Annotated in this window: 24 protein-coding genes and 1 tRNA gene; 13 read left to right on the forward strand and 12 right to left on the reverse strand. The window is 59.3% G+C overall.

The window, feature by feature from the left end; genetic code table 11:
- Window positions 1-150: 150 nt before the first annotated feature.
- From VWY60_RS12805 to VWY60_RS12830, 6 genes are all read left to right on the forward strand, one after another.
- The gene (locus VWY60_RS12805; RefSeq protein WP_416540657.1) at window positions 151-657 is read left to right on the forward strand and encodes a YciI family protein; all 507 of its coding nucleotides are present in this window, start codon (window positions 151-153) and stop codon (window positions 655-657) included.
- A 4-nt stretch (window positions 658-661) separates the two neighbouring features.
- Window positions 662-1,897 (forward strand): RNA polymerase sigma factor, encoded by a 1,236-nt coding sequence (locus tag VWY60_RS12810; protein ID WP_416540658.1) that lies wholly within the window; start codon window positions 662-664, stop codon window positions 1,895-1,897.
- A 67-nt stretch (window positions 1,898-1,964) separates the two neighbouring features.
- On the forward strand, window positions 1,965-2,351 hold the full coding sequence (locus VWY60_RS12815) for a VOC family protein (protein WP_340544466.1): 387 nt from the start codon (window positions 1,965-1,967) through the stop codon (window positions 2,349-2,351).
- Window positions 2,352-2,363: 12 nt separating this feature from the next.
- Window positions 2,364-2,762, forward strand: coding sequence for an MAPEG family protein (locus VWY60_RS12820; RefSeq protein WP_340544464.1), 399 nt, complete (start codon window positions 2,364-2,366; stop codon window positions 2,760-2,762).
- Window positions 2,762-3,106: a TfoX/Sxy family protein gene (locus tag VWY60_RS12825; protein ID WP_416540659.1), complete on the forward strand. Its 345-nt coding sequence runs from the start codon at window positions 2,762-2,764 to the stop codon at window positions 3,104-3,106. The genes VWY60_RS12820 and VWY60_RS12825 overlap by 1 nt, the downstream gene beginning before the upstream one ends.
- A gap of 9 nt (window positions 3,107-3,115) precedes the next feature.
- Window positions 3,116-3,793 carry a DUF2461 domain-containing protein gene (locus VWY60_RS12830; RefSeq protein ID WP_416540660.1) on the forward strand — a complete coding sequence of 226 codons (678 nt, stop codon included), beginning with the start codon at window positions 3,116-3,118 and terminating at the stop codon, window positions 3,791-3,793.
- A gap of 613 nt (window positions 3,794-4,406) precedes the next feature.
- Here VWY60_RS12830 and VWY60_RS12835 read toward each other — a convergent pair.
- From VWY60_RS12835 to ychF, 3 genes are all read right to left on the reverse strand, one after another.
- Window positions 4,407-4,496, reverse strand: a tRNA-Ser gene (locus VWY60_RS12835).
- Window positions 4,497-4,673: 177 nt separating this feature from the next.
- A complete protein-coding gene (locus VWY60_RS12840; protein ID WP_340544460.1) occupies window positions 4,674-5,594 on the reverse strand; it encodes a nucleoside hydrolase in 921 nt (306 codons plus the stop codon).
- Between the two features lie 154 nt (window positions 5,595-5,748).
- Complete coding sequence (ychF, locus tag VWY60_RS12845) at window positions 5,749-6,846, reverse strand: redox-regulated ATPase YchF (protein WP_416537256.1); 1,098 nt, start codon at window positions 6,844-6,846, stop codon at window positions 5,749-5,751.
- 297 nt (window positions 6,847-7,143) lie between these two features.
- Here ychF and VWY60_RS12850 point away from each other — a divergent pair, with 297 nt between their 5' ends.
- The 7 genes from VWY60_RS12850 (at window position 7,144) to VWY60_RS12880 (ending at window position 13,218) form a co-directional block, all read left to right on the forward strand.
- Window positions 7,144-7,656 (forward strand): acyloxyacyl hydrolase, encoded by a 513-nt coding sequence (locus tag VWY60_RS12850; RefSeq protein ID WP_416540661.1) that lies wholly within the window; start codon window positions 7,144-7,146, stop codon window positions 7,654-7,656.
- 108 nt (window positions 7,657-7,764) lie between these two features.
- The gene (trpA, locus tag VWY60_RS12855) at window positions 7,765-8,556 is read left to right on the forward strand and encodes a tryptophan synthase subunit alpha (protein ID WP_340544456.1); all 792 of its coding nucleotides are present in this window, start codon (window positions 7,765-7,767) and stop codon (window positions 8,554-8,556) included.
- A gap of 153 nt (window positions 8,557-8,709) precedes the next feature.
- Window positions 8,710-9,873: an alpha-hydroxy acid oxidase gene (locus VWY60_RS12860; RefSeq protein ID WP_416540662.1), complete on the forward strand. Its 1,164-nt coding sequence runs from the start codon at window positions 8,710-8,712 to the stop codon at window positions 9,871-9,873.
- A 128-nt stretch (window positions 9,874-10,001) separates the two neighbouring features.
- On the forward strand, window positions 10,002-10,631 hold the full coding sequence (locus VWY60_RS12865) for a 50S ribosomal protein L25/general stress protein Ctc (protein WP_340544454.1): 630 nt from the start codon (window positions 10,002-10,004) through the stop codon (window positions 10,629-10,631).
- 200 nt (window positions 10,632-10,831) lie between these two features.
- Window positions 10,832-11,584 (forward strand): aminoacyl-tRNA hydrolase, encoded by a 753-nt coding sequence (pth, locus tag VWY60_RS12870; protein ID WP_416540663.1) that lies wholly within the window; start codon window positions 10,832-10,834, stop codon window positions 11,582-11,584.
- Window positions 11,585-11,661: 77 nt separating this feature from the next.
- The gene (locus VWY60_RS12875; protein WP_416536531.1) at window positions 11,662-12,825 is read left to right on the forward strand and encodes a serine hydrolase domain-containing protein; all 1,164 of its coding nucleotides are present in this window, start codon (window positions 11,662-11,664) and stop codon (window positions 12,823-12,825) included.
- Between the two features lie 9 nt (window positions 12,826-12,834).
- Complete coding sequence (locus VWY60_RS12880) at window positions 12,835-13,218, forward strand: DUF2237 family protein (protein WP_416540664.1); 384 nt, start codon at window positions 12,835-12,837, stop codon at window positions 13,216-13,218.
- Between the two features lie 91 nt (window positions 13,219-13,309).
- On the opposite strand, the gene trpB is transcribed toward VWY60_RS12880, so the two are convergent.
- The 9 genes from trpB to VWY60_RS12925 all read right to left on the reverse strand — a co-directional run bounded on the left by trpB (window position 13,310) and on the right by VWY60_RS12925 (window position 22,001).
- The gene (trpB, locus tag VWY60_RS12885) at window positions 13,310-14,563 is read right to left on the reverse strand and encodes a tryptophan synthase subunit beta (protein ID WP_416540665.1); all 1,254 of its coding nucleotides are present in this window, start codon (window positions 14,561-14,563) and stop codon (window positions 13,310-13,312) included.
- A gap of 135 nt (window positions 14,564-14,698) precedes the next feature.
- Entirely contained in the window at window positions 14,699-15,349 is a 651-nt protein-coding gene (locus VWY60_RS12890; RefSeq protein ID WP_416536528.1) for a phosphoribosylanthranilate isomerase, read from the reverse strand.
- A 6-nt stretch (window positions 15,350-15,355) separates the two neighbouring features.
- Window positions 15,356-15,706, reverse strand: a complete 351-nt coding sequence (locus tag VWY60_RS12895; protein WP_340544448.1) for a LapA family protein — start codon at window positions 15,704-15,706, stop codon at window positions 15,356-15,358.
- Window positions 15,706-15,990, reverse strand: coding sequence for an integration host factor subunit beta (gene ihfB, locus VWY60_RS12900; RefSeq protein ID WP_008560927.1), 285 nt, complete (start codon window positions 15,988-15,990; stop codon window positions 15,706-15,708). Before ihfB ends, VWY60_RS12895 begins: the two co-directional genes overlap by 1 nt.
- Before the next feature lie 341 nt (window positions 15,991-16,331).
- Window positions 16,332-18,011 (reverse strand): 30S ribosomal protein S1, encoded by a 1,680-nt coding sequence (rpsA, locus tag VWY60_RS12905; protein ID WP_340544437.1) that lies wholly within the window; start codon window positions 18,009-18,011, stop codon window positions 16,332-16,334.
- A 392-nt stretch (window positions 18,012-18,403) separates the two neighbouring features.
- Window positions 18,404-19,009 (reverse strand): (d)CMP kinase, encoded by a 606-nt coding sequence (cmk, locus tag VWY60_RS12910; protein ID WP_416540666.1) that lies wholly within the window; start codon window positions 19,007-19,009, stop codon window positions 18,404-18,406.
- Complete coding sequence (gene aroA / locus VWY60_RS12915) at window positions 19,006-20,355, reverse strand: 3-phosphoshikimate 1-carboxyvinyltransferase (RefSeq protein ID WP_340544435.1); 1,350 nt, start codon at window positions 20,353-20,355, stop codon at window positions 19,006-19,008. Before aroA ends, cmk begins: the two co-directional genes overlap by 4 nt.
- Window positions 20,356-20,483: 128 nt before the next feature.
- Complete coding sequence (gene trmB / locus VWY60_RS12920; RefSeq protein WP_416540667.1) at window positions 20,484-21,248, reverse strand: tRNA (guanine(46)-N(7))-methyltransferase TrmB; 765 nt, start codon at window positions 21,246-21,248, stop codon at window positions 20,484-20,486.
- A gap of 105 nt (window positions 21,249-21,353) precedes the next feature.
- Window positions 21,354-22,001: an ATP-dependent Clp protease proteolytic subunit gene (locus VWY60_RS12925; protein ID WP_340544432.1), complete on the reverse strand. Its 648-nt coding sequence runs from the start codon at window positions 21,999-22,001 to the stop codon at window positions 21,354-21,356.
- Window positions 22,002-22,033: the final 32 nt, after the last annotated feature.

The following is a 22,033-nucleotide window of genomic DNA, read 5'->3' on the forward strand; positions in this document are numbered from 1 at the left end:
GGCAATTACCCAATCTCGTATGCGTGTGCGCCCGCAACATGCCTCATCTCCATTGCGCTGTTGCATTGGGAGGGGATGCCACGCTCAAGCGTTGCAAAGAACCAATAGGACGCAGACCTGCTAGAATACCCGCCGCGCAAGCGCAGCGTCATGGGCGATTACAAGGGTTCGCGATCCAGCCGCGCGACCAGCAATCATCTTTTTTCAGAAATCCACGCAGGTATTGTCGGATTTGCATTGGCCCGCGCGTTCTTGCAGCATGTGATCAGTTCACTGGAGAAAACCATGATCTATGCAATTACAATCTACGGAGAAGCCGGGCTTTTTGAAACACTCCCCAAAGAACGGCAGGACGAAGTACTGGCCGGACATGGCGCGTTGCAGGAGGCGCTGAAGAAACGAGGGGAGTTCATCTCGATCAAGCTGATGCCGCCAACCTCGGCAGTGATGCTTGACCCTGCACCGGCGGTCGATCAACCTCCGTTGATTGTGGATGGGCCCTATGCCGAGACCAAAGAGAGTTTCCTGGGATTTTACGCCGCCGACTTTGAAAACCTGGACGATGCTCTAACCCATGCCAAGATGATCTCATCCCCGGTGGTTCGGCTAGAAGTGCGGCCCGTGGCCTGGGCTGGAGGTGCGATTTCGTCGGAATAGGCATGTGTCGGACTGGCTAGAAGCAACAATCACCAGACAGCGTCCGCAGGCGCTGGCCGCGCTGACCCGCTACTTCCGCGATATAGATATCGCGGAGGACGCCTTTGCAGAGGCCTGTCTCAAAGCCCTCAAGGTCTGGACGGACATCGGCGCACCCCGTGATCCTTTGGCCTGGCTGCTGGCCACCGCCCGCAACGCGGGGCTCGACGCGCTGCGCAAGTCCCAGCGGCACCATGCCATCCTTGCGCGGCACTGTGCAGAGTTTCAACCCATGACAGAGGCACCCCCTGATCCCGATGAACTGCGCGATGACGTCCTGCGCCTGTTGTTCATCTGTTGCCACCCGGAGCTGGAACGGCGCGATCAGATTGCCATCGCGCTGCGCATCGTCGCCGGGCTCAGCGTTGCGGAAATTGCACGCGGCTTCCTGATCAAACCGAAGGCCATGGAACAACGGATCACCCGCGCGAAGAAGAAAATTGCCAGTGGTACCGTCGCCTTTGAAACGCCCAGCCCGCAGGAGCGGGGCGCGCGGCTGGGTGAGGTCTCGCTGATGGTCTACCTGATGTTCAACGAGGGCTGGTCGGCTTCTGGTGGTGAGACCCAGATCAAGCTCACAGTCTGCGAAGAGGCAATCCGCCTCGCTCGTCTGCTGGCAAACCTGTTCCCGGCCATGGGCGAGCAGGCGGCGCTTCTGTCGCTCCTGCTGTTTCAACATTCGCGGCGTGACGCGCGCATGGATGCTGATGGCCAGCTCGTCCCGTTGGAGGATCAGAACCGCAGCCGATGGGATCTCTCCCAAATCGCCGAGGCGACGGCGCTGCTACAAAAGGCCCAGAGGATCAATCATCGGGGGGTTTACATCATTCAGGCCGCGATTGCTGCGGTCCATGCCCGCGCGCCCTCCGCAGAAGAGACCGATTGGTCACTGATCGCTGCGCATTACGCCGCGCTCTATGCCCTGCAGCCTTCGCCCGTTGTGCGTCTCAACCTCATCGCAGCGGAGGCACGGATTGAAGGCCCTGCCTACGCGTTGGCCGCGATGGAGCCGCTGGCTGACGATCTGTCGCAATACCGCTGGTTTCATGCCATGAGAGGCCGACTGTTGCAGGACACCGGCAATCATCCAGCGGCCATCAAGGCGTTTGAAGCAGCGCTTTCACTCAACCCGACAGCACCGGAACGCGCCGCCGTTCAAGGAAAAATCGCGCTCAGCAAAAAAGAACTGCCCGACGTGTAGGGGTTGGGAGTGGTCATGCGTCCTTGGGTCAGACCTGCATTCGGGCAGGCAAACAGGGAGAAGACATATGAGCATTCTTGAGATGACAGCAATTGGAAACGCCGGCTGGATCGGGCACTCCGGGCCGGATCAGGAGAAGGCCAAAACCTTTTATCAGGAGGTGCTAGGCTGGACGATCAACAATATGCCGATGCAGGACGGGTCCAGCTACTCGGCGATTGCGGTGGGCGAAACGGCGATTGGCGGTTTTTCTCCCATGCCCGAGGAGAGCGGAAGTTGGACGATTTTCTTTACCGTTGCCGATGTGGACAGCTGCGTGGCCACCGCAAAGGCCAAAGGCGCAACCGTCCTGCAAGCCCCCATGGATATGCCCGGTGTCGGTCGCATGGCAACGCTCACAGATCCGCAGGGCGCCCGCTTTGCAGTGATCACCTATGCCCAGAACCCGGCCTAAGGACGCGCTCAGATGGAACAAACACCACAGATCGCGCTGGCCGTAACGGCGATTTTCGTCCTTCTCAGCATCCCGATGGCGATCTCGGTCGGGGTGCGCCGGGCCAAAACCGGCATCCTGCTGCTGCATGGTGACGATGATGTGCTGCTGCGCCGGATCCGGGCCCATGGCAACTTTGTCGAATATGTCCCGCTTGCGCTTCTGGCCCTCGCCGGTGCTGAAATCGCCGGAACCGCAGCTTGGCTGGTGGCCCTCTGCGGTGCCGTGCTCATCCTGGCGCGGCTCATCCACTACTTTGGCCTGCTTGCATCGGCGGATAGCAAAGGGCGCGCCGTCGGTGCCGCGCTGACAACCTTGGCGATGTTCATGCTCGCCATCGCCATCCTGTGGCAACTATTTGGGGCTGCCTGATGCCTTATGACGAAGGCCTTAGCCAACACATGCGCGGCGCACTCGCCGCGCATGTGGGGATCACTGAAAAGCGGATGATGGGCGGTGTGTGTTTTTTCCTGAACGGCAATATGCTTTGCGGTGCGCGACGGCACAAAGATGGTGTCGGGCGGTTTATGTTCCGTATCGGCAAGGAGAACGAAGCGGCCGCCCTTGCAGACCCGACCGCCCGCGTCGTCATCCACGGCAAGCGCAAGCTGGGTGGCTTCATCCTGGTAGATGAGGCCGATTGCCCGGACCCCGCAATGAAGCGCTGGCTGCAGCAATGCCTGGCACATGCAGCAGCCCTGCCCGCCAAAAATTGAGGGACAATCATGAATACATTCGACAGCTACAGCCCCGATGCGCTGCAATTCCTGCGCGATCTGAAGGCGAACAACACCAAAGACTGGTTCACGGCACATAAAACGACATATGAACACTGCATCAAAGATCCCACCAAGGTCTTTGCAGCTCACATGGAGAGCGCACTTGGTGCGCTGACCGGTCAACCGCATAGCAGCAAGATCTTCCGTATCCATCGCGACGTCCGCTTCTCCAAGGTCAAGACGCCCTACAACGCTCATATCCACGTCGCCTTGAGACCAGAAAGAACAACAGCGCAGCCGCCCATGTGGTTCTTCGGTCTCTCGCCTGAGAAGCTGACGCTGGGCTGTGGCGTGTTTAAATACGACAACGAAGCACTCGCCAATTTCCGCAGGGCGATGGCGGGTCCTAAAGGGGCCGAGTTGATCGCATTGACGGACGGACTGCGTGTCTCAGGTATCCGCATCGGTGAGCCGGACCTGAAACGGGTCCCCAAAGGTTTTGATAAGGATCATCCGAACGAGGTTGCACTGCGACGCAAGGGGTTTGCCGCATGGATCGACATCACCGACACAGCCTTTGTCACGGAGCCAGATCTCGTCGAACGTAGCACTGCGACGTTTCAAAAGCTCATCCCGGTATTTGACCTGCTTTCCGACATCGGTTCCCCTACCGGCCCCTGCTAAAGAATCCGCATTATCATCGGCACGGTCGCAATATGACACTTGTGTGGGAATACAGGCGGTTGACGCGCGTCATTTGATAGGCCTGAAGCACCTCTAGATGACAGAGCCCGATAGACGGCGGCAGAGCGGAGGCCGATCTCAGCGTGGCGCGGTGACCATAATGAATTTACTCGGCTTGCTTATCGCCGCAAAACCATATCGGGCGACCGGCCGCCAAGTCGGTTGGCGAAGGCCTCGGTGAACGACTATTTTCATCCATGGCCATGTGCTTACAGCCGAGGCGCGACCGGTAAGCGGATTGCTTCACCGACACAGAGAGGATTCCGGCGCGATTGCCGACGTTGTCCGCTTGGAGCATGGCGCCTTGATCGAGATAGTGGCAGCCCGCTGCTCGATCCAAGACACAGGCTGATCCAGACCGTTTCGCGCGGCCCGCACCTGCGATACCGGCGCCCGACGCGAAAGCGAAGGTGGTCAAGAGGACCACATTCACGGCCCTCAGGGCAGAGCGATCCCCAATATGTGCGGCTCATCAGCCGGATGGAAATCCATCGTGAGCGCCCTATTCCACCCCAACATTAAGAGAAACAGAATACGACAATATTGAGGAAGATGGCGGAGACGATGGGATTCGAACCCACGAGACCCTTCCGGGCCTACTCCCTTAGCAGGGGAGCGCCTTCGACCACTCGGCCACGTCTCCGCTGACCCGTCTATCAGCGCAACCAAGCCAAGAACAAGGGCGAAATGCTGTTTTCGGCAAAAAAATTGCAGCCCTTGACCAGGGGGACAAAAACAGCAATCGCCCCGCCGCAGGCGTGCTGCAGCGGGGCGATGTGAGACGCTGTTCGGACGAAGGAAACCATCGTCGCGCACCGATTCAGGGCAGGATGGCAAGCCGCTTCAGGAACAGAGTTTTCACCGCATCGGCGTCAACTGCCATGTAGACGTCGATCGGCTTGCGGTCGCTGTCTGTGGCAAGGCGGGTTTCGCCTGACGTTTCACCGTCGCAGGACACCTCCATTGCAACCGAGCGCGCCGTGAACAACTCAGGATGCGTGCAGGCAATGACTGCGGCCGGATCATGAAGCGAGCAGCCGTCAAACTTGCCGACGGTTTCATAGAAATGCAGGTAGAAGACCGACATTTCTTGCAACATCCCACCCAGCTCAGGGGATTGCGCGGCAATGGCGGAGAAATCCTCGGCGGTGCACAGAATGCGATGCGTGACATCCAGACCGACCATCTCGACCTGCGCGCCGGAGCCGAAGACGACGTCGGCCGCGTGGGGGTCGTGATAGATGTTGGCTTCGGCGTGGGGGGTGATATTGCCGCCCTCTTCCAGCGAGCCACCCATGATCACGATCCGTTTCACATTTTTTGCAAACTCGGCGTCGCGCTGAATCGCATGGGCGATATTGGTCAGCGGACCAATCGGACAGATCACCAGCTCACCCTTGTGCTCGCGCGCCATGCGGATCAGGAAGTCAGCTGCATCCTCCTCCAGAGCTTGCCCTTTCGGCGTCTTGGCCGGAATGTCGCCAAACCCTTCGGCGCCATGCACATGGGCAGAGGGCGTAAAGGGCGGCAGCACCAGCGGGGTCTCGGCGCCGTGGGCGACAGGCAGGTCCAGACCCGCAGCTTCCAGCAAACGCAACGCGTTACGGGTGGCCGTTTTGGTGGTCACATTGCCAAAGATTGTCGTCAGCCCGAGTAGCTCGATATCCGGGGCCGCGGCCGCATAGAAAATCGCCATGGCATCGTCGATACCGGGATCCGTGTCGATGATCAGCTTTGTCATTTTTATCCTTCCGACTAATTAATCGTGCGGGTTTAGCATTTCCGTTAGCGGCAACTCAAGCCTGCCACTTTCAGGAATAGACAACAGCTGTATCAAGAAAATGCCCGCCTTCACTGGAAGACGGGCACCAATATTGTCGCGGAGAGCAGAAAGATCAGGTGTTGAACAGGAAGTGCAGCACATCGCCATCCTTGACGATGTAGCTTTTGCCCTCGGCGCGCATCTTGCCCGCTTCCTTGGCACCCTGTTCGCCGTTATGGGCGATGAAATCGTCATAGGCGATGGTTTCAGCGCGGATGAAACCTTTCTCGAAATCGCCGTGGATGACGCCCGCCGCCTGTGGTGCCGCAGTACCGGACCGGATGGTCCAGGCACGTGCTTCCTTGGGGCCGACGGTGAAATAGGTCTCCAGGTGCAACAGCTGGTAGCCTGCACGGATCAGCCGGTCGAGACCAGCCTCGGCAAGTCCCATTTCGGAGAGGAACATCTCTGCTTCCTCCGGCTCCAGCTGGCTGATTTCTTCTTCGATCTGGGCGGAGATGATTACATGGCTGTTGCCCTGAGCCGCTGCCATGTCCGCCACTTTGGCCGAATGCTCGTTGCCCTCGACCGATTCCGACTCGCCGACGTTGCAGACATAAAGCACTGGCTTGGTTGTCAGCAGCTGCAGCATTTTCCAGGCCTTGGCATCCTCTGCGTCGACCTCGACCAGACGCGCGGGTTTGCCATCTTCCAACATCGCCTGTGCCGCCGCCAGAAGGCGGTCCTGCTGCTGAGCTTCCTTGTCGTTGCCCTTCAGCTTACGCACCAGATTGGCGCGGCGTTTTTCAATGCTTTCTAGGTCGGCCAGCATCAGTTCAGTCTCGATCACCTCGGCATCGGCAACCGGGTCAACGCGCCCTTCAACATGGGTCACATCGCCATCTTCAAAGCAGCGCAGCACATGGGCGATGGCATCGGTTTCGCGGATGTTGGCGAGAAACTGGTTGCCCAGACCCTCGCCCTGCGAAGCACCTTTGACCAGGCCTGCGATATCAACAAATGTCATCCGCGTCGGGATGATCTGTTTAGAGCCCGCAATGGCCGCCAGCTTGTCCAGCCGGGCATCGGGCACGCCGACTTCACCGACATTCGGTTCGATCGTGCAAAACGGAAAGTTCGCCGCCTGCGCCGATGCGGTTTTCGTCAATGCGTTGAACAGGGTCGACTTGCCGACGTTCGGCAGACCCACGATTCCCATTTTAAAGCCCATTTCGGCCTCCTGATGCCACTTGGGAGGTGCTTCTAGGCAGCATTTCGAAGTGACGCAAGCGCGCATCTCCCGCCCCCTCCGCCAAGCGCCCCGGTCGAGGCTGGTGCAAAGAGCCGTGAAGACCCAGTCCCGATGCGGAGGTTCTGAGCAAGGAAAATTTCAAAACAAGGTGCAACCAATTGGCGACACTCGCGTTCCTTTGATCGGAATGTGATCCCTTTGCCCCGCCAGAAGGTGGACATTCTTATGATTTAACGGCTCATTTCAGCTAGGCTGACCAAAACGAGACTATTGACAATGACATTACGCACCTTCGTTATCGCGACGCCCCTCGCCTGCGCCCTGACGCTTGCCAGCGCCCTCCCTTCGGCTGCCGCCGACTGGATCTTTGGTGCAGGATATTCAAGCTTTTCCCGTGAAGGCGCAGAGGATAGCGCATTGATCTCGGTGGAGTACCAGCATGATGCGTTCTGGCAGCGTGGCAACTTCGACGCAGCCTTTGGTGCGGCACTTGATGTGCAAACCACTGGCGATCTGTTCATCGGCGCAGGTGCGGTCGGCACGTGGCATCTCCAGCGCGGCTGGTTCATTGAAACCAGCGTGATGCCCGGTGCCTACGCCGAGAGTGTCCGGCTCAACGATCTGGGCTCAACATTTGAAATTCGCAGCGCAATCGCCCTTGGCAAGGAATTCGCAAATGGCAAATCGCTGTCGCTGGCGCTGACCCATAAATCAAACGCATCCACAGCCGATATCAACCCCGGGGTAAATTCGCTGCTGCTACGCTGGCACGTCCCCTTCAAGGGCTAGAGGCAGGCGCCCGCCTGGCGGAGGAGCAGCGTGGCAATAAGGCGAGCGGGATTGATTTCCGCCGCAACATTCGGCACACCGAAGCGGACACATTCAAAAGGCCCGATCATGACCCGCATTGATGCCAAATTCGCCGAACTGAAAGCTGCCAGCAAAAAGGCCTTTGTCGCCTATGTCATGGCGGGTGACCCTGACTTCGACACCTCGCTTGAACTGGTAAAGGGGCTGCCCGCGGCGGGCGTCGATGTGATCGAACTGGGCCTACCCTTTACCGATCCGATGGCCGATGGCCCGACCATTCAGCTGGCCGGACAGCGCGCGCTGGAAGCCGGTATGACCCTTGAGCGCACACTTGAGCTGGCGCGTGCGTTCCGCGCCGAAGACGACACCACACCCATTGTGATGATGGGATACTACAACCCTATCTATAGCCGGGGCGTTGATAAGTTCCTCAAAGACGCCAAGGCAGCCGGCATCGACGGGTTGATCGTGGTTGACCTGCCGCCGGAAGAAGACAGCGAATTGTGCCTCCCCGCGCAGGAGGCAGGGCTGAATTTCATTCGACTGGCCACTCCTACCACCGACGACAAGCGCCTGCCCCGCGTCCTGCAAAACACCTCCGGTTTCGTCTATTACGTCTCGATCACCGGGATCACAGGTGCAGCCGAAGCCGAAGCGACCAATGTCGGACCGGAAGTGGCGCGGATCAAAGCCAATACCGATCTGCCTGTTATCGTCGGCTTTGGCATCAATACGCCTGAAAAATCAAAGGCTATCGCCTCCGTCGCCGATGGCGCGGTGGTCGGCTCTGCCATTGTCGGCCAGATTGGCGCAGGCAAATCCGTCGCCGAGGTCCTCAGTTTCGTAAAGTCTCTCTCTGACGGGGCACACGCTGCCTGATCACAATCAGCTGATCGCCGCCAACAATCATCAGGCCGCATCCCATCGGGTGCGGCTTTTTTGCCGTTCACATCCGCGCGCGAGCATCCTGCATTGCATCTCACCCAATGGATTGGTAATAAATTATTACCAAACAAGGGCGAGGATGACACCGTGCCAGTCATTACCAATATCGACGATCTGAAACGCATCTATGAACGGCGTGTCCCGCGCATGTTCTATGACTATGCAGAAAGTGGCAGCTGGACCGAGCAGACCTTTCGCGACAACACCAGCGATTTTGAAAAGATTCGACTGCGCCAACGGGTGGCGGTCGATATGGCTGGCCGCAGCACCGCAAGCCGGATGATCGGGCATGAAGTGTCGATGCCTGTTGCCCTCGCGCCGGTTGGTCTGACCGGTATGCAACATGCCGATGGCGAGATAAAAGCAGCCCGCGCCGCCGAGGCTTTCGGCGTGCCGTTCACGCTGTCGACAATGTCCATCAACTCGATCGAGGACGTGGCCGAGGCTACGACAAAACCCTTTTGGTTTCAGCTTTATACGATGAAGGACGAGGAATATGTCCGTCGTCTGATCCGGCGTGCAAAGGACGCCAAATGCTCCGCCCTGGTAATCACGCTGGACCTCCAAATTCTTGGCCAGCGGCACAAGGATCTGAAAAACGGCCTTTCCGCACCGCCGAAGCTGACCCCGAAGACCATCGCCAACCTGATGACCAAATGGACCTGGGGCCTGCAGATGCTGGGCGCCAAGCGGCGTAACTTCGGCAATATCGTCGGCCATGTGGACGGGATTTCGGACGTCTCGTCACTGGGTGCCTGGACAGCGGAACAGTTCGACCCCTCGCTCGACTGGGGCAAGATTGCCAAGCTGATCGAGCTTTGGGATGGCAAGGTCATCCTGAAGGGAATTCTAGATGTAGAAGATGCCAGGATGGCAGCAAAAGTTGGTGCCGACGCGATCGTGGTCTCCAATCATGGTGGCCGCCAGCTGGATGGCGCACTGAGCTCCATTCAGATGCTTCCGGCAATCATGGAGGCTGTCGGCGATCAGATCGAGGTTCATTTGGACAGCGGCATCCGCTCCGGCCAGGATATCCTGAAGGCACTTGCCCTTGGCGCGACGGGAACCATGATCGGGCGCGCCTTTGTTTACGGGCTCGGCGCTATGGGACAGGCCGGCGTCACCCGGGCACTGGAGGTGCTGCACAAGGAGCTGGATACAACAATGGCGCTATGCGGTGAGAAATCTGTCGCCAATCTGGGTCGTCACAACCTGCTGATCCCCGAAGATTTCGGCGGACGCTGGCAGTAACATACGGCGCGGCGACAGCCGTATTTCCGGTTTGCGACTTGCAATATCAGCCAATCCGGTCTATGCGCACGGCTTCACGCGGGGTGACAGCCTTGGAGGCACCCCCATTATCAAATTGGAGAATTATCATGGCTGGTCAGATTCCTGATCTTGTTTGCCAAGAACGTACGGGGTCGGGCAAGGGCGCCGCTCGTGCAGCACGTCGTGCTGGCATGGTTCCTGGTGTTGTTTTCGGTGGCGATGCCGAACCGATGTCGATCCAGATCCCCTTCAACGAACTGCTGAAAAAACTGAAAGCCGGCCGCTTCAAGTCCACCCTGTGGAACCTGAAAGTGGAAGGCCAGGAAGACGTGCGCGTGATCTGCCGCGACGTTCAGCGTGACGTTGTCAAGGACCTGCCGACACACTTCGACCTGATGCGTCTGCGTCGCACCTCGAAGGTGAATCTCTTCGTTCCCGTAGAGTTCATCAACGAAGACAAAGCCCCCGGCATTAAGCGTGGCGGCGTTCTGACCGCCGTCCGTCCCGAGGTTGAGCTGGTTGTGACCGCTGGCGACATCCCCGAGAAGCTGGTTGTTGATCTTGACGGTCTGAATGTTGGCGATACCGTCACCATCTCCTCAATCAAACTGCCGGAAGGCGCAAAGCCGACCATCGACCGCGATTTCGTTGTAGCCAACATCTCCGCTCCGTCGGGCCTGAAGTCCGCTGACAACGAAGCGTCTGAAGACGAAGCCGAAGTGGCCGCAGAAGAATAAGCTCCGACCGAAAGGTCCGGAACGACGAAGCGAGGCCATCTTTGGCCTCGCTTTTTTTTGTAGATATGGGCGGCAGTCTTGGCAGGTCGCCACCTTTCAAACGGATGTCGAATCGCGTCAGGGGCTGGATTTTTGTTCGCAAACGCGCCATGTAGCCTGATGAGATAGAGCCCCACACCAAACACATCGTAGAATTGTCCATGAAACTTTTTGTTGGCCTCGGAAACCCCGGCGCGAAATATGCAGGCAACCGGCACAATATCGGCTTTATGGCGCTGGATCAGATTGCGAGCGACCACGGGTTTTCGCCCTGGAAATCAAAGTTCCAGGCCCAGATCAGTGAAGGTATGCTTGGCGAAACCAAGGTCCTGCTGCTGAAACCGCAGACCTTTATGAACCTGTCCGGTCAGTCCGTCGGTGAAGCTATGCGGTTCTATAAACTCGCCCCCGCCGATGTGATTGTCCTGCACGATGAGCTGGACCTTGCACAGGGGAAGGCGCGGGTGAAACAGGGTGGCGGCCATGCAGGCCATAATGGGCTGCGCTCGATCCATTCTCATATCGGTGCAGATTACGGTCGCGTGCGGCTCGGTATCGGTCACCCGGGTCACAAGGACGCCGTCGCAGGATATGTGCTACGCGATTTCGCGAAGGCAGATGAGGTCTGGCTCGATGATCTAATGCGCGGTATCTCCGACGGCGCCGCCCATTTGGCGGCGGGAGATGGCGGAAAATTCATGAATGCCGTTGCCCTGCGCGTGGCTCCACCGCGCAGCTCGAGCGCCGGGTCGGCGCCAAAGGGACAGAAAGCTGCCGTACCTTCGGAAAAAGCGGCAAAATCCGGAGACACGGCCAAGTCGCAGCCCTCCCAGCCTTCACAAGCCGATAGAACTGACACCGGCAATCAACCCCAGCCATCCGCCATGGAGCGGCTGCTGAACAAGTTCAAGTAATTAAAGTTTCCGTTGCGTCCTGTTTGCGCGGGCAGGCTCCGGCTGGCTAGGCTCAGCCGCGCCCGAGGAGGATTTTTATGCGTCGATATTTAAAGCTATTTTCCTATTTTCTCATAACCTTACTGATCTGCGCGGCCGCCCTTGCCTATTGGCAGCGAGAGTCGCTGAGCCGTCTGATGGCCGTGAACAGGCTGTTTGATGCAGATCGTATTGTTTCTAATTTCTCAAATATGGAGGCCGCATTCCTGACGGTCCCCCTTGATCGTGGCGACACTGCGGTCAGCCCCCTGCCGCGCGGCGTCGAAATGACACTGCCAGCCGGCGCCCAAGACTGGATCAATGAGCGGACGGTTACGTCTCTCTTGGTACTGAAGGGCGGTCAGCTTCGTCACGAAAGCTATTATCAGGGGACCAAGCCGGGTGATCTGCGGATTTCCTGGTCGATGGCCAAGAGCTACCTCTCGGCGCTGCTGGGCATTCTGTTGCAGGAGGATAAGATCCGCTCGCTCGATGATCTTGTCATCGAGTATGCGCCCGAGCTGAAGGGCAGTGCCTATGAGCGGGCCAGCATCCGCAATGTGTTGAATATGGCCAGCGGAGTTAAGTTCAACGAGGATTATCTGGACTATAACTCCGACATCAACCGTATGGGGCGCACGCTGGCGCTTGGCGGCACGCTGGATGAGTTCGCCGCTGGCCTGACCGAAACAATCGGAGCCCCGGGCGAGGCCTGGCAGTATGTCTCCATCGACACCCATGTGCTGGGAATGGTCATCCGCGGGGCAACGGGCCGCACCGTCCCGGACCTCCTGTCAGAGAAAATACTGAGGCATCTCGGCCTGGAACAGGCGGGCTATTATCTGACGGATGGCGAGGGCGTTGCCTTTGTGCTGGGAGGGATCAACCAGACCACGCGCGACTATGCACGCTTTGGTCAGATGATTGCCCAGAACGGCCGCTACAACGGCATGCAGGTGGTTCCGCAGGCCTGGATCACCGCCTCCACCCGGCCATCGGCGCCGACAAAGGCCGGTCGTATCGGGTATGGGTTTCAATGGTGGATCCCCAAGAATGCCGTACCGGGCGAATTTCTGGCCAGAGGGGTCTACGGGCAGTATATCTATATCAATCAGGCCCGCGAGGTGGTGATTGTGGTAACCAGCGCTGATCGGCGGTTCCGTGATCCCGGTGTCGCTGATGAAAACGTCAGAATACTGCGGGCCCTTGCCAAATCTCTGTAGGATCCGACCATGGACCAAGACGACAGCATAAACGTATTCGGGAGAGCCCTGGCCTCCTGTTCCACCGCTCCGATGACCGGGTTCTTTCGTGACGGCCATTGCAACACCTGCGCGCAGGATCAGGGCAGCCATACGGTCTGCGCGGTGATGACGGATGAGTTTCTGGCCTATTCCAAATACGTCGGCAATGACCTCTCCACACCGCGCCCCGAATTCGGCTTTGCCGGGCTGAAGGCCGGGGACAGCTGGTGCCTTTGTGCCGCGCGTTTCCTTCAGGCGGCTGACGAAGGTTGCGCACCACAGGTCAACCTTGCGGCGACACATAAGCGTGCTTTGGAGATCGTTCCGCTCAGCGTGCTGAAAAACCATGCTACATCAGGGGAAACCTCTTAGGCGCAGCGGACCGCCTGCGAGCCTAGAGCCACGAATAAAGGCGCCCGCGATGCGAGGCGCCTTTTTTGATTATTCGCGCATTGTGGCAGGTTCAGTCGCTGTCGCGGCCTTCGGTGTCAGACATGTCAAAGCCGAGGTGACGGGCGACGGTAAAGATATCCTTGTCGCCACGACCACACATATTCATCACGATGATATGGTCCTTTGGCAGATCCGGTGCGATCTTCATCACATGCGCCAGTGCATGGCTTGGCTCAAGCGCCGGGATGATCCCCTCCAGCGCACAGGACAGCTGAAACGCTTCCAGCGCCTCCTTATCGGTGATGGAGACGTAGTTGGCGCGGCCGATATCATTCAGCCAGGCGTGTTCCGGCCCGATCCCCGGGTAGTCCAGTCCGGCAGAGATCGAAAAGCCCTCAAGGATCTGCCCGTCGTCGTCCTGCAACAGGTAGGTTCGGTTGCCGTGAAGCACCCCCGGGCGACCGCCAGTTAGAGATGCGCAATGCTGCATCTTCTCGTCAACCCCCTTGCCGCCGGCCTCGACCCCGATGATGTTGACCGATTTGTCATCAAGGAAGGGGTAGAACAGGCCCATGGCGTTCGATCCGCCACCGATGGCCGCAATCACAGTGTCAGGCAGGCGACCGTCCCCCTCCTGCTCCGCGAGCTGCCAGCGGACCTCTTTGCCGATCACGGCCTGGAAGTCGCGCACCATCGCCGGATAGGGGTGTGGGCCAGCCACCGTCCCGATGCAGTAAAAGGTGTCGTGGACGTTGGTAACCCAGTCGCGCAGCGCGTCATTCATGGCATCTTTCAGCGTTCCACGCCCCGAGGTGACCGGGATCACCTCAGCACCCAGAAGCCGCATACGGAAGACATTGGGCGCCTGACGCTGCACATCATGAGCGCCCATATAGACCACACATTTCAGGCCGAACTTGGCGCAGACCGTTGCTGTTGCAACACCATGCTGCCCGGCGCCCGTCTCGGCGATGATCCGGTTCTTGCCCATGCGGCGGGCGAGCAGGATCTGCCCCAGAACATTGTTGATCTTATGCGCGCCGGTGTGGTTCAGCTCATCACGCTTCAGATAAACCTTGGCACCGCCGAGATGGTCCGTCAGCCGCTCGGCGAAATAGAGCGGGCTGGGGCGACCCACGTAGTTCTTCCAAAGGTCATCCATCTCCGCCCAGAAACTTGGATCATCCTTGGCGCGATCATACTCCTCTTCCAGGCTGAGGATCAGCGGCATCAGGGTCTCGCTGACAAACCGTCCCCCGAAAATACCAAACCGTCCCTGTTCGTCGGGACCGTTCATGAAGCTGTTGAATAGATCTTCGGCCATGGTTCTTTCCTTCTTCGCGGCGCTCGATATGAGTATAGCGCAGCCTGCCCCGGGTAAAGAGAGGTGCAGCGGATTATCAAGGCTGATGCGCAATGTCGCGGCGCTGGCGTTGGATCGCCGGAGCCAAGGTGCCGCTCAGCGGCGTGGCGCACCGGCGGCTTCACAGAATGCACGAATGCGGGCCGGATCCTTCACGCCAACCGTGCTCTCTGCACCGGAGGCTACATCGACCTGGCGCGCGCCGGTGACCCGGATCGCCTCGGCGACATTCTCAGGCGTCAAGCCGCCTGCCAGCATCCAGGGTCGCCGCCAGTATTTCTTGCGCGCCAGCAGACCCCAGTCAAAGATGACCCCATTGCCGCCGGGAAGAACCGCCCCCTTCGGCGCCTTGGCATCGACGAGAATCTGGTCCGCAACGGATTCGTAGGCTTCGATCCCCTGGATATCCTCAGCATTCGAGACTCCGAGAACCTTCATCACCGGCAGGCCGTAGCGTGCTTTGACCTGCGCAACCCGCTCCGGCGTTTCCTGCCCGTGCAACTGAATCATGTCCAATGGTACAACACTGGTGATTTCATCCAGCAGGGCGTCATCTGGATTGACCACCAACGCGACCTTGCACAAGCCCATCGGCGCCTCAACAGCAAGTACCGCAGCCTCCTGCGGGGTCACAGACCGGGGGGATTTCGGAAAGAAGTTGAAACCAATATAGGCGGCGCCCGCCTCAGCCGCAGCCGCGATGTCGCCCGGCGTTTTCAGCCCACAGATCTTGACCCGAATGTCCATGGGGCGTCAGCTCGCTTCGTCGAGAATAGCGAGGACCTCGTCCTTGCCCTCGTGTTTCTGCTTCTTCAGGCGATTGACCTCGCGCGAGAGCTTCTTCGCCTCGCGAGCCTTCAGATCTGCTTCGCGGCGATGTTTGTGTTCACGCAGCCATTCGATGATGAAGCCGATGATCAAACCAACCGCAATGCCACCCAGAACCACCACAAACAGCGGCAACGTGATCTGAAAATTATATCCCAGAAGTTCGGCAAAAGCCGTGGGCATCAGTTTGAGTTCAACCAGCCCCCGATTCGCCAAAGAAACAGAGATAAGGGCGATAGCAATCACCCCAAGATAGGCATAGCGAATATAGCGCATCAGGCTTTTCCGTTCAGGCGATCCCTCAAGAGTTTACCTGTCTTGAAGAACGGCACGTGTTTTTCCTCAACATGGACCGTTTCGCCGGTACGGGGATTGCGACCAACCCGCGCATCCCGCTGTTTCACCGAAAAGGCGCCAAAGCCCCGCAGCTCCACACGATCACCGCGCGCCATTGCGTCGGTCACCTCTTCGAACACGGTATTCACGATCCGCTCCACATCACGCTGATACAGGTGCGGGTTTTCGTCTGCAATCTTCTGGATCAATTCCGAGCGGATCATCTCTCGGCCCTCCCAAGCCAAGCTAGGCACAGTTTCTATCCACCGACTATAGGTACAAAACCTCAAACCGGGAACAGTGGATACGGGCCTGCCCCGCAAATAAGTCAGCGTTTGCCTATCATTAGGCTCGTTCAGGCGGCTTTCACCCACAAAGCAGAGATGGGGCTCGCCGGATTCATCTGCAAGGGTCGGGACAGATTTTGTGATTCGCAGTCAGGCCCTGCGGTGTTTTCCCCCCGCCTGCCGCCACGGCAGAGAGGATTGGCCTGCGACAAAAAGAAACGGCCCCACCCAACAGGGCAGGACCGTTCATACTCGTCAGCCTAGGCTGGCTGCTGAAATCAGTCGCCTGTTTTCAGCGCTGCGCCGAGGATATCGCCCAGCGATGCGCCGGAATCCGAGGAGCCGTACTGTTCGACAGCTTCTTTTTCTTCCGCGATTTCGCGTGCTTTGATCGACAGGCCCAGACGGCGGGTCTTGCTGTCCACGTTGGTCACGCGCACATCAACCTTGTCACCAACCGAGAAGCGCTCGGGGCGCTGTTCGGCACGGTCACGCGACAGATCGGAGCGGCGGATGAAGGACTTCATGCCTTCGTATTCCACTTCGATGCCGCCTTCTTCGATGGCGGTGACGTTCACGGTCACGATGGAGCCGCGCTTCACGCCGCCCACGGCTTCTGCGAACTTGTCGCCGCCCAGGGCTTTGATCGACAGCGAGATACGCTCTTTCTCGACATCCACTTCGGAAACAACGGCCGAAACCATGTCGCCTTTGCGGTAGTTCTGAATCGCGTCTTCGCCGCGCTCGTCCCAGCTGAGGTCGGAGAGGTGAACCATGCCGTCGATGTCGCCGTCGAGGCCAATGAACAGACCGAATTCGGTGATGTTCTTGACTTCGCCTTCGACCTGGGTGCCCTCGGGGTGAGTCTCAGCAAAGACTTCCCACGGGTTGCGCATGGTCTGCTTGAGGCCCAGAGACACGCGGCGCTTGGCACCGTCGATTTCCAGAACCATGACGTCGACTTCCTGAGAAGTGGAGACGATTTTGCCCGGGTGGACGTTCTTCTTGGTCCAGGACATCTCGGAGACGTGAACCAGACCCTCGACACCCGGCTCCAGCTCAACAAATGCACCGTAATCGGTGATGTTGGTGACGCGACCCTTGTGCACGGAGGACAGCGGGTATTTGGCGCCAACCAGATCCCACGGATCTTCCTGCAGCTGCTTCATGCCGAGGCTGATGCGGTGGGTGTCTTTGTTGATCTTGATGACCTGAACCTTGACGGTTTCGCCGATCGACAGGATCTCGGAGGGGTGGTTCACACGGCGCCATGCCATGTCGGTGACGTGCAGCAGGCCGTCAACGCCGCCCAGGTCAACAAACGCACCGTATTCGGTGATGTTCTTGACGACACCGTCCACTGCCTGGCCTTCGGACAGGTTGCCGATAACTTCGGCGCGCTGCTCGGCGCGGGACTCTTCGAGGATCGCACGACGGGACACAACGATGTTGCCACGACGACGGTCCATCTTCAGGATCTGGAACGGCTGCTTCAGACCCATCAGCGGGCCAGCGTCGCGCACGGGGCGCACGTCAACCTGCGAGCCGGGCAGGAAGGCAACTGCGCCGCCCAGATCGACGGTGAAGCCGCCTTTGACACGACCGAAGATCGCACCTTCGACGCGCTGGTCGTCTGCGTATGCTTTTTCCAGGCGATCCCATGCTTCTTCGCGGCGGGCCATCTCGCGGGAGATAACGGCTTCGCCACGGGCGTTCTCAGCGGCGCGCAGGAAGACTTCGACTTCGTCGCCAACAGAGATTTCGGGAGCTTCGCCAGGGTTTGCGAATTCTTTGAGCTCAACGCGGCCTTCCATTTTGTAGCCGACGTCGATGATGGCCTGGCCCGCTTCGATTGCGATGACCTTGCCTTTTACGACAGACCCTTCTTCGGGTGTGTCCATTTCGAAGCTTTCGTTCAGGAGGGCTTCGAATTCCTCCATCGATGTGTCTTGAGCCATGTGGTCTCAGGTTTCCTTTACAAATCGGTTTTATCTGGCCGGGCGGTTGTCTCCGCCGGTCTTGAAGATTGGTCCGTATGAGGCGCAGCACATGCCGGTCTGATCAGACAAACACAAAGGGCCGAGGTATGCCCCGACCCTGCTCAGAATGCCGCCCGTGCGTTAACCGCCTCTATAGTGACAGCGCGCTTAGTATGCGGATTCCCCCTTCGGCGCAAGGGAAACCGTCATAAATCTCCGCAAAGGACGGGCCGCGACACCGACACTAACCGCTGGAACGAGCAAAAACACGCGAGGTTTCGCTCTGCCATGGGACGCAACTGCGGCTTATCGTCGTGAGATGGCTATCTGATCTGCCCTGCAAACTGCGGACTAGGGATTGCCAACGGCCGCTAGCGGCGTGCCTCAATGGCTGCAATGGCCATCGCCACAGCTTCCTCAATGCTCAACGCGCTGGTGTCCAGGATCACCGCATCGCTGGCAGGTTTCAGAGGCGACTCGGAACGGTTTGTGTCGCGTGCATCGCGGGCCTTCACATCTTCCAGCACCTCGGCAAAGCTGGTGGGGTTTCCAGCAGCCATCAGCTCCTGCAAACGTCGCTGCGCGCGCACTTCGGCGCTTGCCGTCACGAAAAGCTTTGCCTGCGCACGCGGGCAGATCACGGTGCCGATGTCCCGCCCGTCCAGCACCGCGCCCCCAGCCCGACGGGCAAAGGCGCGTTGAAAATCGACCAGGGCCGCGCGCACTTCAGGGATCACAGCAACCTTTGAGGCGGCCTGGGCCACCTGTGCCGTACGCAGTTCAGGGCGCTCAAGATCCTCAGGCAGCAGCGCAAGCGCGGCCTCAATCGGCTTACCACCTGCGAGCATCCGCGCGCCAACGGCACGATAGAGCAGCCCGGTGTCCAGGTGACCAAAGCCGAAATGAGCCGCAACCGCCCGCGATATCGTGCCCTTACCCGCAGCAGCGGGGCCATCAACTGCGACCGTGAAGCTCATGACGGGGTCTCTAGCCGTGCCCCCAAACCGGTCATCAGGGACGTGAAAATCGGAAAGGAGGTGGCAATTGGCGTGCCATCGTCAACCGTCACCGGTTTCTGCGCGCCCATGCCCATGACCATGAAGGACATTGCAATGCGGTGATCGAGAAAACTCTCGCAGGTGCCGCCACCGGGCACACCTTCCGGACCGAGACCAGAGACCGCCCACCAGTCGTCACCCTCCTCGACCATCACGCCGTTGGCCCGCAGGCCACGGGCCATCGCGTCGATCCTGTCGCTTTCCTTGACACGCAGCTCCTTCACACCGGTCATCATCGTTTTGCCGGTGGCAAAAGACGCCACCACAGACAGAACCGGATATTCGTCGATCATCGAGGCGGCGCGTTCTGGCGGAACATCAATCCCCTTCATTTCGGGCGAATAGCGTGCGCGCAGGTCAGCCACCGGCTCCCCACCCTCTTCGCGCATGTTTTCAAAGGTGAGATCCGCGCCCATATCCTGAAGCGTGTAGAACAGCCCTGCCCGCGTCGGGTTCAGGCCGATACCGGGGACCAGCACATCAGATCCGGGAGTGATCAACGCAGCACATACCGGGAAAGCCGCGCTGGAAGGATCACGCGGCACCGCAATGACCTGCGGCTTCAATTCGGGCTGTCCTGTCAGCGTGATAACGCGCCCCTCATCGGTATCCTCGACAGTGATTTCGGCGCCGAAGCCTGCCAGCATGCGCTCAGAGTGGTCGCGGGTCGCCTCTTTCTCGATCACCACCGTCTTTCCGGGTGCGTTCAGACCGGCCAGCAAGACTGCGGATTTCACCTGCGCCGAGGGCACCGGAACAGTGTAGCGCACGGGGGTTGGATCCGCGGCACCGACAATCGTCATCGGCAGACGTCCGCCCGAGCGGCCAACAGACTGCGCACCAAACAGGGCCAGCGGATCGGTCACCCGCGCCATAGGCCGCTTGTTGAGGCTGGCATCGCCGGTAAATGTCACTGTGATGGGAGAGGTCGCCATAACCCCCATGATCAGGCGTACGCCCGTACCGGAGTTGCCGCAGTCGATCACCTGATCCGGCTCGGCCAGACCACCGACGCCGACGCCATGCACCGACCAGTTTCCGCCACCATGGTTGATGACCTCCGCCCCCATCGCCTGCATCGCCTTGGCTGTATCCAGGACATCCTCACCTTCCAGCAAGCCCGAAATCTTGGTCTCGCCAACGGCCAGCGCCCCAAGGATCAGCGAGCGATGCGAAATCGACTTGTCGCCTGGAACCTCAGCGATGCCGGTCAGCGGATCGGCGCGGTGCGAGGTCATCGGGATGGGCGTACCGTGTCCGGACATGAAGAACCTTTCGAAATGCTAGCGTTCACACTTGGACCTACCCAATCGCTCGGTTTCGGTCCAGCGTGTTTTCCCGCTGCCGCCATTCCCGGCAGAATATCGTGTTCGTCGGGCGGGCGCGAATGAGATCAGAGGCGACGGAAGGTCATATAGTGGGGCGTACGGCCTTCGCGCAGGGCCTTTTGCTCATAGCGGGTCGAGATCCAGTCATCCCAGGCCACGCGCCAGTCATCCGGCCCCTCTGCCAGCCACTCGAATCCGGCCTGCGGCACCTCTTCCATGGTTTGGCGGACATAATCGGGGATATCGGTTGCCACCCGGAAGATCGCGCCCGGTTTCAGGCATTTTGCCAGCGGCTCGAGATGCTCTTGGGTCACGAAACGGCGACGGTGATGGCGGGCCTTAGGCCAGGGGTCGGGGTAGAGCAAAAAGGCACGGGAGATCGACTGTTCCGGCAGAACATCCATCAGGTCGCGTGCATCGCCGTGATGGACCTTTATATTGTCCACCCCCGCGCGGCGGATCTTGCCCAAGACCATAGCGACACCGTTGATATAGGGTTCTGCGCCGATGATCCCGACATCCGGGTTCGACTTCGCCTGATGCACCAGATGTTCGCCGCCGCCGAAACCAACTTCCAGCCAGACATCGCGCCCTCCGAACATCGCCGCCAGATCAAGATCGGAGCGATCGGGGTTCACGTCCCAGCCAACAGCGCCTGGGCTGAGTGAGGCGAGATCTTCGTCGATGTAGCGCTGCTGGCTGTCTTTCAGCTGCTTGCCTTTGAGCCGCCCGTAAAAGTTCCGCCAGGGCGCACCGCTCTGATGTTTGTCAACCGCATTGGGCCGGCTGTCGCCAGTAGGCGCCTGGGTGGGTTTGCTGTCATCAGACATCGGGAGACTTTCCTATCGCGCGTTCAAAACCTGGCCGCCCCTCTGCCCCATGCTTGCGTCTGGGTCAAGTCAGCCGGCAATAGATGCGGTTCGGGGCAGGCCCTATCAAGGCTTCTCGCGCAGCACCCCGGCCGCCATCAGCCGCAACCGGGTCGGGTACCAGACGTCCTCGGGCTCGGTCTTCAACGTTTCGATCGCAAAGGCCGGATCAACACCGCGCTGCATCATATACTTCAGATGCCGAAAGACCTCCGACTGCGTGTCGCGATAGATCCAGGTGCCGAACTCAAAGGGCGTCGCCCAGTTCTCATCCTTGCGCCACAGGCGATAATAGCTCTGCACCGCTTTGGGCGCCCAATCACGCTGATGAAAGCCGATCTTTGATCCCAGCGTCATCTGGCGACGATCACCGGCCAGAAAGATATCGACGCAGGCGCTGATACATTCGCCGACCACCCAGGTATCAAGCGCGTGGCCCTGAACAATGTCGGCAATCGTTTCACCTGCGTAGACGCTGCCGCCGCCGCTATTGAGCTGCAGCCGTGTTATGGCCGGGTTCGCATCAAGGATTTCACGGAAGGGTTCGATATCATCATCCGTAATCTCACCGGCTGTCTCCTGAGATGTGCCATCCCCGTTGTCAGCAAACTGGGCGTCGGTGTCATAGATCAGCGTATTGCCGTCTATCTTGAACTTCGCGGGCAGCGTCTCGCGGGCCATGGCGGGGCCAAGCCCGGTGAGGCCGACAGACATCAGAGCGACAAGTCCAAGCAAGCCGCATTGCG

This window comes from Phaeobacter sp. JH20_26, from assembly GCF_048056275.1.
In the GTDB taxonomy this organism is placed as follows: domain Bacteria; phylum Pseudomonadota; class Alphaproteobacteria; order Rhodobacterales; family Rhodobacteraceae; genus Phaeobacter; species Phaeobacter bryozoorum.